The sequence below is a fragment of the Arthrobacter sp. Bi83 genome (assembly GCF_918698095.1).
Lineage (GTDB): Bacteria > Actinomycetota > Actinomycetes > Actinomycetales > Micrococcaceae > Arthrobacter.
Map to the genome: position 1 here is coordinate 1 of NZ_CAKKLY010000009.1, position 12998 is coordinate 12998.

Here is a 12998-nt window from a genome sequence, read left to right on the forward strand (position 1 = left end):
ACGTCGGGCTTGGCGCCTCGGTCTGGTCCTCCGATCCGGCCCGCGCACGTGCGGTCGCAGCCCGCATCGAGGCCGGCACCGTGTGGATCAACAAGCACGGCGCAGTTGACCCCCGCGTCCCCTTCGGCGGCGCCAAACAATCCGGGTACGGCCTGGAATTCGGCGTCGAAGGCCTCAAAGCCCTCGGCATCCCCCAGGTCATCAACGGCTAACGGGTCACCTACCCTCGGCAGAAGAGCCGACGTCGCTCCATGCGACGGCGGCTCTTCTTCGTCCTCGCGAACCATTTTCAGCCGGGAACCAGACCCGCCGGGGAACGCCGGCTAACGCTACTCCCCGAGTCACAACAACCAGTTTCGGTTTGCAGTCAATGGTCACGAACCGGTAACGTTGGCGACTGGTCCAGAGGACCTGGCCCCAGAGGGGCCCCGGATGCCCGAATGCTGGGCCCGGAGCGTCGAGTGGCGATACAGCCGCTACGACCCCCTGCCAAGGGGGGCCGAAAAGAGCTTCCCCCACGCGGTCATCACCTCGTTGTGGTTACATACGTGTGCGCCTGTCTATGCCCCGGAGGGTCTTTTGTTCAATAGAAAACTAGCCATTGCAATGACCATTGGTGCCGTGTCCCTGACCGGATGCGGCGCTGCAACGACCCACCAGGCATCAGCGCCCGGTTCCGCGGCCCCGGCTGTCTCCGCCGCGGCTGCGACGGCCCCGACGGCCGGAGTCTCAGCTGCTGCCAAGGCGCCGGCGTCCGCCGCCGCGAACAAGGCAAAAACCGCCCACGCCGCGGCAACCGCTAAGCGCGCGGCAGAGAAGGTCCCCGCCGCAGCAGCCCCCGCGCCCGTGGCCAAGACTGCTGCGCGCCAGGTAGCGCCCGTTGCTGCTGCCCCCGCTACGGCAGTGGCGGCGAAGGCCGCGGAGGCAGCCGCCCCTGTCAAGGCAGCTCCACCCGCGCCGTCAAAGCCGGCACCTGCGGCTCCCGCACCCGTCGCACCGGCCAAGCCGGCGCCGGCAGCCCCCGCACCCGTCGCCACCGCGGGCAACGGCACCCAAGCTGCCACCACCCACGGGTGGGGTCCGGTTGTTACCGGCGATGAGTTCTCCTACGCCGGCGCTCCGGACCGCACGAAGTGGGGTGTCTACAACGGTTCAGGCCACGCGGGCAAGGGCGTCCGCAGCCCCCAGGCCTGGTCGGTCGGCAACGGTGTGGCCACCGTGAGCGGCAACTCCGCCGGAACCACGGGCGGCATGTCAGCCAAGTTCGCTCAGCAGAAGTACGGCCGTTGGGAAACGCGCATGAAGACCAACGTCCGGGACTCTGAATACCATCCGGTCCTTATCCTTTGGCCCAATAACAACGCTTCCCCGAACTGCGCCGAGATCGATTACGCCGAGAGCACCTCGGACACCGCTCTGATGAAGTTCTTCCTGCACTATGCCTGCGGCGGCGGCGCCCAGACCACGATGGCGAAGCCGGTGGATAGCACGCAGTGGCATAACTACGCGGTGGAGTGGACCCCCGCCGGCATCACCGGGTACATCGACGGCGTGAAGACGTTCACCGACACGAACCCGGCGCACCAGCCCTCCGTCGGCATGCACCAGACACTTCAGCTCGACTGGTTCCCTGACGGCTCGGCCACGTCACCGTCGCAGATGCAGGTCGACTGGGTGCGCGTCTACAAGTAGGCCAGCACCGACAAAATCAGCCAAGCAGGATGCCGGCGCCCGCGAGGGTGCCGGCATCCTTTCTTTGTGGCCGGCTGCGAGCCGCCCCTGCCGTGGCAGGGTCTAGGCCAGCACCTTGTCGAGCTTGGTAAACGAGGTACCCCAGCCCTCGCGCGTCATGTCCACCCATTCGGTACTGTCGAACGGGCCCTGCGTAAGGTGCAGCCGGGTCCGGCCTCCTCCGAGGTCCTCGAACTCAAGTCGCATTTCGACTTGGCGGGTGGTGCCGGTGTCGGGCTCTGCCCTCTGCGTGGCCACCAGCAGCGACGGCGGGTCGTAGGCGGAGATCACGGCGTCGATGGGCCCCTCCTTGGCGACGCCGTCCTCGTCCCAGACCATGACCAGCTGCCAGGCTCCGCCGACACGGGGTTCGACGACGATCCGCTCCCGGGGCGAGTCCACTCCCTCCGGGCCGAACCATGCGGCGAGCTGGTCCGGATCAGTGAAGGCTTTGAAGACCAGTTCGCGGGGAGCATCAAACTCCCTGGTCATGGTGAGGGTGTGGGACTCAGTGGTGTTCTCTTGGGTGTTCATTGCCTGACTCCTGATTCTTCGGATCTTGTTGGATCTTTCGCAAATGCGCATCGAGACGGCTGAAGCTGTCGTCCCAAAAGCGCCTGTACCTGTCCATGTATTCGGCGGCCTCGCGCAGCGGTGCGGCCTCGAGCTTCGAGGAGCGCCATTGCGCATTCCGGCTCCGGGTGATCAGACCGGCGGTTTCGAGCACCTTAAGGTGGCGGGAGATCGCCGGAAGGCTGATGTCGAAGGGCTCTGCCAGCTGATTGACGGTGGCTTCGCCCTCCGCCAGCCGGGCCAGGATCGCCCTGCGAGTGGAGTCGGCGAGCGCCGAGAAGATGAGGCTGAGCCGGTCGGATGACATCAGAGGGCGCCTTTTATACTTAACGCTTTTGCTAATTAACTAATACGTTAAATATGTGCTCCGTGGGTCCCGCTGTCAAGGGTTCCGCAGGACGCCTTGCCTACTGAACCTGCTCGATGGCCTGCCCGCCACCTCGTTTGTACACACGGTAGGCAGTAATGACGATTACGAGCCAAGCCCCACCCAGCGCCCAACCCGCCAGGACATCAGTGAGCCAGTGGTGGCCGAGGTAGACCCCGCTGAGGCCCATGGTCACGGCGAACAGGACCGCAACGGAGGCGGCGAGCACACGGCTCCGCGTCCTATCCACGCGCAGCGTGATCAAGTAGGCGATCATGCCAGCGATGACAACCGAGTTCAACGCATGCCCGCTGGGAAACGAGGCGGAGAAATCATAGGGCGGTACAGCCTCGAGCAGAGGTGGGCGGATGCGGACCACGAGCCGCTTGCCGACGATCGTCATCAGCAGCGAACCGGCCGATGCCGTGACTATGTGGGTTGCCGGGATCCAGGACTTCCACCTGATGGCCAGTATCCCTGCGGCAGTCACGACAAGAACTGGCATCCCAACCGTGTCACCGAAGAAGGCGTAGGCAGTGACCAGGACATCCAGCGCGGGAGTCCACCGACCCGGACACCCAGACGAAGAAGCAAATCAGGCCCAAAGCGGTCGCCGAGCCAGGCAGCAGCGTCCGGGGCACTGCCACAATGACAGCCCCGGCTTGGAAAAAGTTTGGGCAGCCCTCAAGAAAAGGTTGCCGGAGGCCACTAACATGGGGGGGTCAGCGCGCTGACGCCGAAGCGGTTGTTGCCTGCCCGGGATTAATCCGTAGCTGCGGCCGGACGGGACGCGCCAGCCGAACCGTCGCCTCTTGCCCCCGAGCGCTTCGGGGAGCACCATGACAAATGACGACAGGGACGGCCCCTAAGACATCGTCCCCGTGACCAGCGAGGGAGGATCCATGATCCGGGACAACAGCGCGGCCCACGAGCCGCAATCATGACCATCAAAGGAGCTCTTGCCGCCGGGGCTCTGGCGGGAGCCGCAGGCACTACCGCCCTGAACACCGTCGCGTACCTGGACATGGTCTGGCGGGCCCGCGCCGCCAGCAGCACTCCCGAAGCCACCGTGAAGAAGCTTGCGGACGTCACTGGCATTCCGATCCCGGGCACCGAGGACGAACGCACGAACCGCATAGCCGGATTGGGGCCATTGATGGGCCTCATGGCGGGAATCAGCGTCGGTGCCGTTCTCGGGCTGGTCCGCGGGGCCGGATACCGGCCCGGTCCTCTCGGTACTTGTCTGGCCGCCACGGCCGGGGCGCTCGTCGTCGGCAATGGCCCCATGACCGCGCTCGGAGTGACCGACCCCCGCACGTGGTCCCGTACGGACTGGCTAAGCGATATCTTCCCGCATCTGGCCTACGGGATCACCGCGGCGGCCGCGCTGCGGGCATTGGACCCGGAGCCATCAGCAGGTTAGACGCCCGGCGCTGGATGTCCCGCCCTGCGTCCCCGGCCGGCTCCGGCCACCGACACTGCAGGCTGCACCCGAATGGGCGCAGCCTGCAGTTCATAAGTGGATAAGGAGCCGGTTTACTCAGTGGTCCAGGAATTCGGGGACGCGCTTGCCTGCTCGCAGGAGGGGCGCGAAGAAAGCGGCGAGTTCCGCCGTCGCCGTCAAGGGCAGGACGTTCGCTACGTACTGGTCCGGGCGCACCACCACGACGACCCCGCCGCGGTCGATGCCGCGCAGTTCGAAGATATCCGCCGCCGGATCGGTGGCGTAGACCTTCTCGAGATAGGTGAGCTGGAACGGACCGACCTCCGGCTTGAACACCGCCGGGACGGTGCCGATGTCGATGTTCGTGTGGTCCTGCTGGTAGATCATCTTCACGTCGAACCATGCGTCACGGTCGGCTCCCGACGGCGTTGCGGACAGCGGCGAGTCAGGTGAGTTCGCGATCCACTCGGCAAAGTCGGCCACGGGCGACGGGGCGCCGGCCGCGGCCGGGTCGGCAAAGACGTAGATGCGCCACCGGCCGTCGGCAGTGGCTTGGTGCCCGAGCTGCAGCGGGTTTGTGTCGCAGACACGCACGACGGGCGCGGACTTGAAGCGCTTCCCGATGGTGAAGCCGGTGGCCAGGTCTTGGTGTGCGGACTCGGCGATGAGCATTGAGGGGGAATACTGGGTCATGAACCCTGCCGGGAATTCGGCGGTGCTGACATAGAAGTCCTCGAGCTCGGAGGGGTTGTCGAATTCCTCCGGCTTCTTCGCCATGAGTGTGGACCACTCCTTGTCGAAGTCGATAAGGTTCTTCGCGACGACCTGGCGCTCGGCCGAGTACGTGGACAGCAGGCTCTCCGGGCTGCGGCCCTCGAGGACGTGGCCGAGCTTCCATCCCAGGTTGAAGCCATCCTGCATGGAGACGTTCATCCCCTGGCCGGCCTTGGCGCTGTGCGTGTGGCAGGCATCACCGGTAATGAACACACGCGGCGTGCGGGTGCCGCGCTGGTCCGGGAGGACGTCGTCGAACCTGTCGGTAAGGCGGTGGCCCACCTCGTAGACGCTGTGCCACGCCACATTGCGGACGTCGACGGTGTAGGGATGGACGATCGCGTTGGCCTTGGCGATGATCTGCTCGATGGTGGTCTTGCGGACGGCTCCACGGTCGTCCGCGGCCACCTCGCCGAGGTCGACGTACATGCGGAAGAGATGGCCGCCCTCGCGCGGGATCAGCAGGATGCTGCCGCCGTCATGGGACTGGATGGCGCACTTGAGGCGGATATCGGGGAAGTCCGTGGTGGCGAGCACGTCCATGACCCCCCATGCGTGGTTGGCCTGGTCTCCTGCCATGGTGCAGCCGATCGACTCCCGCACCTTGCTCCGCGCACCATCCGCGCCCACAACATACTTGGCCCGGACCACACGCTCCTTGCCCTCGTCGGGGCCGGACGTGTGAGCAAGCGTCACTGTGACCGGGTACTCCCCCTCGCCGACTTCCAGCCCGCGGAACTCGTAGCCGTAGTCCGGCGACATGCGCGTTGGGGCTTTCGCCATGACATCGGCGAAGTAGTCCAGCACACGGGCCTGGTTGACGATGAGATGCGGGAATTCGCTGATCCCGGCCGGGTCGTCGAGCGTGCGGGCGGCCCGGACGATGTTTGAGGGGTTCTGGGGGTCCGGCTTCCAGAACGCCATTTCGGTGATCCGGTAGGCCTCGGCGATGATCCGCTCCGCAAAGCCGAAGGCCTGGAAGGTTTCGACGCTCCGGGCCTGGATGCCGTCGGCCTGACCGATCTCGAGCCTCCCGCCGCGGCGCTCCACGATGCGGGTGGTGATGCCGGGGAACTGGGACAGCTGCGCGGCCGTGAGCATGCCTGCGGGCCCGGTGCCCACGATCAGCACGTCGACCTCGTCGGGAAGCTCCGTGGGCCGGTTGATGCCGACACCGGCGGCCGGCTGGAATCGCGGGTCACCGGATACGTAACCGTGATGGTGGAAATGCACGGGGATTCCTCACTTCGTTGTGTGGCTGTTTAGGGCAGTCAATTGTGTTCGATATCAGAACTAATCGTTCTATAATAGAAATCTTTGGATGATTCAAAACTGTACGCAGATATGACCTGCGTTACAAGTGCCCTTGAAAACACCCGAGAAATCAGGGGTTGACGTTCGGTGGCTCCTAGGCAATAGTGATTGTATACGATTTCGTACTCGATGAGGAGTAACTCTTGGAACAGGTCACCGACCACATCCTGGCCGCGGCCCGCAAGGTCATCGCGGTGCACATCAACTACCCCAGCCGGGCAGCCCAGCGCGGCCGCACTCCGGAACAGCCGTCTTACTTCCTGAAGCCATCCTCCTCCCTGGCCCTCAGCGGCTCAACGGTGGAACGCCCTGCCGGCTGCGAACTCCTCGGCTACGAAGGCGAGATCGCCCTGATTATCGGCAAGCCTGCCCGTCGTATCGGAGTGGAGGACGCCTGGAGCCACGTCGAATGGGTCACCGCGAGCAACGACCTCGGCGTCTACGACCTCCGTTATGCGGATAAGGGCTCCAACCTCCGGTCCAAGGGCGGCGACGGCTTCACTCCCGTCGGCCCCGGACTCATCGCCGCGGACGCCGTCGACCCGGCCGGCTTGCGCATCCGTACCTGGCACAACGGCGACCTGGTCCAGGACGACACCACCGAAGACCTGTTGTTCCCTTTCGCCCGGCTCGTCGCTGATCTTTCGCAGCTGCTCACGCTCGAAGAGGGCGACATCATCCTTACCGGCACGCCGGCCGGCGCCTCCGTTGCCAAGCCAGGCGACGTCGTCGAGGTTGAAGTCAGTACGACGACGGCGGGAACCGGCGGCGCCGAACTCACCGGCGCCGGCCTCGCCACCGGCCGTCTGGTCACCCGGGTGGAGGAAGGTACGACGCCGTTCGCCGATTTTGGTGCACGGCCCAAGACGGATGATCTCCAGCGGGAGGAAGCCTACGGCTCCCGGGAAGCCGCCGGTCTGGCAGCCGGGGCGGCGACGGTGTCGGTACTGACGCCGGAGCTGAAGGCCAAGCTAGAGAGCGTCTGCACCGCCACGCTGTCCTCCCAGCTGCGCAAGCGGGGCCTGAACAACGTCAGCATCGACGGCCTCAGCTCCACCCGGCCGGATAGGCGGATCGTGGGCCTCGCCCGGACCCTGCGCTACGTGCCCAACCGCGAGGACCTCTTCAAGACCCACGGCGGCGGCTTCAACGCGCAGAAGAAGGCGATCGATTCGGTCAACGAGGGCGAGATCCTCGTCATGGAAGCCCGCGGCGAGAAGGGCACCGGCACCATCGGCGACATCCTAGCCCTCCGCGCCCAGGTCCGCGGTGCCGCAGCCATCATCACCGACGGCGGGGTCCGTGACTTCTCCGCGGTGGCCGCCATGGACATGCCCACCTACTATTCCAACCCGCACCCCGCCGTCCTGGGCCGCCGGCACATTCCCTGGGACACGGACATCACCATTGCCTGCGGCGGCACCACCGTGCAGCCCGGAGACATCATCGTGGCTGACTCTGATGGCATCCTGGTCATCCCGCCGGCCCTTGCCGCAGAGCTCGCGGACGATTCGATCGCCCAGGAACGCGAGGAAGTCTTCATCGCCGAAATGGTGCAGCAGGGCCACAGCGTGGACGGCCTCTACCCGCTCAACGCCGAATGGCGGGCACGCTACGAGGAATGGGAAGCGGGCACCAAATGACTGAAACAGCCACTGCAGGCACGCGCGCAGGCAGCAAATCAGAACAGGCCTACGCGGCCGTCAAAGCGCGGATCGTGGACGGGACCTACTCCCCCGGCTACCGGCTGGTTCTCGCCAAGATCGCCGAGGACCTCGGGGTCAGCGTGGTTCCGGTCCGCGAAGCCATCCGCCGGCTCGAAGCCGAAGGGCTGGTCAAGTTCGAACGGAACGTCGGCGCCACCGTGTCCGGGATCGACCCCACCGAGTACCTCTACACGATGCAGACCCTGAGCATCGTCGAGGGCGCCGCCACCGCACTGTCCGCCCCGCTGATCGGGGAGGCTGACATTGCCCGTGCCCGGGCAGTGAACGCCGAGATGCGCGAATGCCTGGAACACTTCGACCCCGTCCGGTTCACCCGGCTGAACCAGGACTTCCACAGCGTCCTGTTCGAGCACTGCCCCAACCCGCACATCCTGGACCTTGTCCACCGGGGCTGGAACCGGCTCGCGTCCCTGCGGTCCTCCACGTTCCGCTTCGTCCCCGGCCGCGCTCATGACTCAGTGGCCGAACACGAAGCCCTGCTCCGGCTCGTCGAAACCGGCGCCAGTGCCGACGACATAGAAAAGGCGGCCCGCCTGCACCGCAGCGCCACACTGGACGCCTACCTGGCCCAAACCCCGGCAGCAGTGCAGGCCGCTGCAGCCGACCACCCGACCCCGCAGACCTCCCAGCAGTAAGGAAAGTAACAATGACGTTCACTGCCGCAGAAACCACGGCCCACTACGTTCCGCAGGATCTTCCCACCCACATCCAGCACTACATCAACGGCGAATTTGTCGATTCCGTGGGCGGCAAAACCTTCGACGTCCTGGACCCGGTCTCCAACACCAACTACGCCACCGCCGCCGCGGGCCAGAAAGAGGACATCGAGCTCGCTGTTGCCGCCGCCCGCGAAGCCTTCACCAACGGCCCGTGGCCTAAGATGAAGCCCCGCGAGCGCGCGCGCGTCCTGAACCGGATCGCGGACGCCGTCGAGGCCCAGGAGGAACGGCTCGCAGAACTGGAGACCTTCGACACCGGCCTGCCCATCACCCAGGCGAAGGGCCAGGCCCTCCGTGCAGCCGAGAACTTCCGCTTCTTCGCGGACCTGATCGTGGCCCAGTTCGACGACGCCATGAAGGTCCCCGGCTCGCAGATCAACTACGTGAACCGCAAGCCGATCGGCGTCGCCGGCCTCATCACGCCGTGGAACACGCCGTTCATGCTGGAGTCCTGGAAGCTCGCCCCTGCACTGGCGACCGGCAACACCGTGGTCCTCAAGCCGGCCGAGTTCACCCCGCTCTCGGCCTCGCTCTGGGCACAGATCTTCAAGGACGCGGGCCTGCCGGACGGCGTCTTCAACCTGGTCAACGGCCTCGGTGAGGAGGCAGGCGACGCGCTGGTCAAGCACCCGGACGTCCCGCTGATCTCCTTCACCGGCGAGACCACCACGGGGCAGACGATCTTCCGCAACGCCGCGGCCAACCTCAAGGGCCTGTCCATGGAACTTGGCGGCAAGTCCCCGTGCGTCGTGTTCGCCGACGCCGACCTCGACGCCGCGATCGACTCCGCGCTGTTCGGCGTGTTCTCCCTCAACGGGGAGCGCTGCACCGCCGGCTCCCGCATCCTCGTCGAACGCGCCATCTACGACGAGTTCTGCGAAAAGTACGCGGCCCGCGCAAAGAAAATCGTGGTCGGCGATCCGCACGATCCCAAGACCCAGGTCGGTGCCCTGGTCCATCCCGAGCACTACGACAAAGTGGCCTCCTACGTGGAGATCGGCAAGTCAGAAGGCCGGCTCCTGGCCGGCGGCGGACGCCCGGAGCACCTGCCCGAGGGCAACTACATCGCCCCCACCGTGTTCGCCGACGTCGCCCCGGACGCCCGGATCTTCCAGGAGGAGATCTTCGGCCCCGTCGTCGCCATCACGCCGTTCGAGAACGACGACGAAGCGCTGGCTTTGGCGAACAACACCCGTTACGGCCTGGCGGCCTACATCTGGACCCAGAACCTCACCCGGGCCCACAACTTCTCCCAGAACGTGGAAGCCGGGATGGTGTGGCTGAACAGCCACAACGTCCGCGACCTGCGCACCCCGTTCGGCGGCGTCAAGGCCTCCGGGCTGGGCCACGAGGGCGGCTACCGCTCCATCGACTTCTACACCGACCAGCAGGCCGTGCACATCACGCTCGGCACCGTCCACACCCCGAAATTCGGCGCCTAAGTCTTTCGTCAGCGCCCAACCAGACCCCTTTCAAAGAAGAGAGAATCCCATGAACCGCCAAATTTCACAGGACAACATCATCCCCAAGCCTTCCGTACCGGCGCCTGACATCGTCCGCTGCGCCTACATGGAAATCGTGGTCACCGACCTCGCCAAGTCCCGCGAGTTCTACGTGGACGTCCTCGGCCTGCACGTCACCGAGGAAGACGAGAACACCATCTACCTGCGCTCCCTCGAGGAGTTCATCCACCACAACCTGGTCCTGCGCAAGGGGCCGATCGCCGCCGTCGCCGCCTTTGCCTACCGGGTGAAGTCCCCCGCCGAGGTGGACGCCGCCGAGGCCTACTACAAGGAACTGGGCTGCCGCACCGAACGCCGCAAGGATGGCTTCACCAAGGGCATCGGCGACTCCGTCCGCGTAGAGGACCCGCTGGGCTTCCCCTATGAGTTCTTTTACGAGACCGAGCACGTGGAGCGCCTCACCCAGCGCTACGACCTCTACTCCGCCGGGGAACTGGTCCGGCTGGACCACTTCAACCAGGTCACCCCCGACGTTCCGCGCGGCCGCAAATACCTCGAGGATCTTGGCTTCCGCGTCTCCGAGGACATCCAGGACTCAGACGGCGTCACCTATGCCGTGTGGATGCACCGCAAGCAGACCGTGCACGACACCGCACTGACGGGCGGCAACGGCCCGCGCATGCACCACGTCGCATTCGCCACGCATGAGAAGCACAACATCATCCAGATCTGCGACAAGATGGGCGCCCTGCGCATCAGCGACCGGATCGAGCGCGGCCCCGGCCGGCACGGCGTCTCCAACGCGTTCTACCTCTACATCCTGGACCCGGACGGCCACCGCATCGAGATCTACACCCAGGACTACTACACCGGCGACCCCGACAACCCCGTGGTGACCTGGGACGTCCACGACAACCAGCGCCGCGACTGGTGGGGCAACCCCGTCGTCCCGTCCTGGTACACCGAGGCGTCCCTGGTCCTTGACCTGGACGGCAATCCTCAGCCCGTCATCGAGCGCACCGACGCCTCGGAGATGGCCGTCACCGTGGGCGCCGACGGTTTCTCCTACACGCGCAAAGACGGAGCCGACGCCGAGGGGTTCAAACTCGGGGCGCAGGTCTAGCCAGACAGCGCTGCCGGCCCCGCGCCATGGCGTGCGGGGCCGGCAGCCGTCCGACGGACTGACCTGCCCACCATTGAGGAGCGCATGAATGCTTGACCCGAAAACAATCGAGGCGATCGCCGACGAACTCGTGGAGGCCGGCCGCAGCCGGACGCCGGTGCCGCGCCTGACCGCCCGCTACCCGGACATGACGGTGGAGGATTCCTACGCCGTGCAGCAGCTGTGGCGGCGGCGGAACGAGGAAGCCGGCCGGAAGCTCGTGGGCCGCAAGATCGGCCTCACGTCCAAGGCGATGCAGGCGGCCACGGGCATCACCGAACCCGACTACGGCGCGATTTTCGACGACATGGTCCTCGAAACCGGCTGCTCCGTTCAGTGGGACAGGTACACACACCCGCGGGTCGAGGTGGAGCTCGCGTTCGTGCTCAAGCAGGACCTCTCCGGCCCCGGCTGCACCATCTTCGACGTCCTCAACGCCACCGACTACGTGGTCCCGGCGCTCGAAATCCTGGACTCCCGGATCGAGATGGAGGGCCGGACCATCGTGGACACCATCGCGGACAACGCGGCCATGGGCGCCATGGTGGTGGGCGGCAATCCCGTCCGCCCGGACGCCGTCGACCTCCGCTGGGTATCCGCGATCCTCTACAAGAACCAGACGGTGGAAGAGACCGGCGTGGCCGCCGGCGTCCTGGACCATCCCGCCGCGGGCGTGCACTGGCTCGCCAACAAGATTGCCGCCCACGGCGACGGCATGAAGGCCGGGGACATCATCCTCGCCGGCTCTTTCACCCGACCGCTGTGGGTCTTCAAGGGTGACACCGTCCACGCCGATTACGGACCCCTCGGGAGCATCACGTGCCGATTCGAGTAGAACCCGATGCAACATTCCGAGACGCCTTGGCAGCCGCGGACAGGCCGCTCGCCGGCATGTGGGTCTGTTCCGGCAGCCCGCTCGTGGCCGAGATCTGCGCCGGGGCAGGCCTGGACTGGCTCCTGATCGACGCCGAACACAGCCCCAACGGCCTGGAATCAATCCTGGCCCAGCTCCAGGCAGTGCACGGCTACCCCGTCCAGACCCTGGTCCGTCCCCCGGTCAACGACACCGTGGTGATCAAGCAGTATCTGGACCTCGGCGTCCAGAACCTGCTGGTCCCCATGGTGAACTCAGGGGCCGAGGCCGAAGCTGCCGTCGCCGCCACCCGTTACCCGCCGCACGGCGTCCGCGGGGTCGGCTCCGCGCTGGCCCGCGCCGCCCGGTGGAACCGCATTCCGGACTACCTGGCCCGCGCCTCCGAAACGGTGAGCGTGACCGTGCAGATCGAATCCGAATCCGCCGTTGCCGCGGTGGAGGACATCCTGGCGGTGGACGGTGTGGACGCCATCTTCCTGGGACCGTCAGACCTCGCCGCCTCGATGGGCCTGCTGGGACAGCAGGAACACCCAAAGGTGCGCGCCGCCGTCGAACACTGCATCGCCGCCGCCAACACGGCGGGCAAACCCGCCGGCGTGAACGCCTTCAGCCCGGACACCGCCCGCAGCTACCTGGCGGCCGGCGCCGCGTTTGTTCTGGTGGGCGCCGACGTGGCAATCCTGGCCCGCGGCTCCGAAGCACTAGCCGCCGAGTACATCACGCGGGACGCGGTAACTGAGCCTGCTGAAACCCCGACCAGCTACTGACTCGAACCGCTGGTTGAACCTGTCGAAACCGCTTCCCCTGGTAGAACCTGCCGAAACCGCTTCCGCTGGTTGAGCCTGTCGAA

At 66.1% G+C, this 12998-nt stretch carries 13 protein-coding genes; 9 read left to right on the forward strand and 4 right to left on the reverse strand.

All coding sequences use genetic code 11. From position 1 onward, the window contains the following. Both LQ144_RS06395 and LQ144_RS06400 read left to right on the forward strand, forming a co-directional pair. On the forward strand, window positions 1-212 hold a 212-nt coding region (locus LQ144_RS06395), incomplete at its 5' end, for an aldehyde dehydrogenase family protein (protein ID WP_230117323.1). Window positions 213-606: 394 nt separating this feature from the next. Beyond that, window positions 607-1692, forward strand: coding sequence for a glycoside hydrolase family 16 protein (locus LQ144_RS06400; protein WP_230117736.1), 1086 nt, complete (start codon window positions 607-609; stop codon window positions 1690-1692). A gap of 102 nt (window positions 1693-1794) precedes the next feature. On the opposite strand, the gene LQ144_RS06405 is transcribed toward LQ144_RS06400, so the two are convergent. The 3 genes from LQ144_RS06405 to LQ144_RS06415 form a co-directional block, all read right to left on the reverse strand. Beyond that, window positions 1795-2265 (reverse strand): SRPBCC domain-containing protein, encoded by a 471-nt coding sequence (locus LQ144_RS06405; RefSeq protein WP_230117737.1) that lies wholly within the window; start codon window positions 2263-2265, stop codon window positions 1795-1797. Next, window positions 2240-2611 carry a metalloregulator ArsR/SmtB family transcription factor gene (locus LQ144_RS06410; protein ID WP_230117738.1) on the reverse strand — a complete coding sequence of 124 codons (372 nt, stop codon included), beginning with the start codon at window positions 2609-2611 and terminating at the stop codon, window positions 2240-2242. Before LQ144_RS06410 ends, LQ144_RS06405 begins: the two co-directional genes overlap by 26 nt. Before the next feature lie 100 nt (window positions 2612-2711). Then, the gene (locus tag LQ144_RS06415; protein ID WP_230117739.1) at window positions 2712-3176 is read right to left on the reverse strand and encodes a phosphatase PAP2 family protein; all 465 of its coding nucleotides are present in this window, start codon (window positions 3174-3176) and stop codon (window positions 2712-2714) included. A 435-nt stretch (window positions 3177-3611) separates the two neighbouring features. On the opposite strand from LQ144_RS06415, the gene LQ144_RS06420 reads away from it, so the two are divergent. Then, a complete protein-coding gene (locus LQ144_RS06420) occupies window positions 3612-4094 on the forward strand; it encodes a hypothetical protein (protein WP_230117740.1) in 483 nt (160 codons plus the stop codon). A gap of 117 nt (window positions 4095-4211) precedes the next feature. Here the strand turns inward: LQ144_RS06420 and LQ144_RS06425 are convergent, their stop codons facing one another. Then, entirely contained in the window at window positions 4212-6122 is a 1911-nt protein-coding gene (locus LQ144_RS06425; protein WP_230117741.1) for an FAD-binding monooxygenase, read from the reverse strand. 224 nt (window positions 6123-6346) lie between these two features. On the opposite strand from LQ144_RS06425, the gene LQ144_RS06430 reads away from it, so the two are divergent. The 6 genes from LQ144_RS06430 (at window position 6347) to LQ144_RS06455 (ending at window position 12915) form a co-directional block, all read left to right on the forward strand. Further along, window positions 6347-7846 carry a fumarylacetoacetate hydrolase family protein gene (locus LQ144_RS06430; protein WP_230117742.1) on the forward strand — a complete coding sequence of 500 codons (1500 nt, stop codon included), beginning with the start codon at window positions 6347-6349 and terminating at the stop codon, window positions 7844-7846. Next, the gene (locus tag LQ144_RS06435) at window positions 7843-8565 is read left to right on the forward strand and encodes a GntR family transcriptional regulator (protein ID WP_230117743.1); all 723 of its coding nucleotides are present in this window, start codon (window positions 7843-7845) and stop codon (window positions 8563-8565) included. The genes LQ144_RS06430 and LQ144_RS06435 overlap by 4 nt, the downstream gene beginning before the upstream one ends. Before the next feature lie 11 nt (window positions 8566-8576). After that, the gene (gene hpaE, locus LQ144_RS06440; protein ID WP_230117744.1) at window positions 8577-10091 is read left to right on the forward strand and encodes a 5-carboxymethyl-2-hydroxymuconate semialdehyde dehydrogenase; all 1515 of its coding nucleotides are present in this window, start codon (window positions 8577-8579) and stop codon (window positions 10089-10091) included. 49 nt (window positions 10092-10140) lie between these two features. Continuing rightward, window positions 10141-11235 (forward strand): 3,4-dihydroxyphenylacetate 2,3-dioxygenase, encoded by a 1095-nt coding sequence (gene hpaD / locus LQ144_RS06445; protein ID WP_230117745.1) that lies wholly within the window; start codon window positions 10141-10143, stop codon window positions 11233-11235. A gap of 88 nt (window positions 11236-11323) precedes the next feature. Beyond that, on the forward strand, window positions 11324-12109 hold the full coding sequence (gene hpaH, locus LQ144_RS06450; protein WP_230117746.1) for a 2-oxo-hept-4-ene-1,7-dioate hydratase: 786 nt from the start codon (window positions 11324-11326) through the stop codon (window positions 12107-12109). Continuing rightward, window positions 12094-12915 carry an HpcH/HpaI aldolase/citrate lyase family protein gene (locus LQ144_RS06455; RefSeq protein WP_230117747.1) on the forward strand — a complete coding sequence of 274 codons (822 nt, stop codon included), beginning with the start codon at window positions 12094-12096 and terminating at the stop codon, window positions 12913-12915. The genes hpaH and LQ144_RS06455 overlap by 16 nt, the downstream gene beginning before the upstream one ends. Window positions 12916-12998 lie beyond the last annotated feature (83 nt).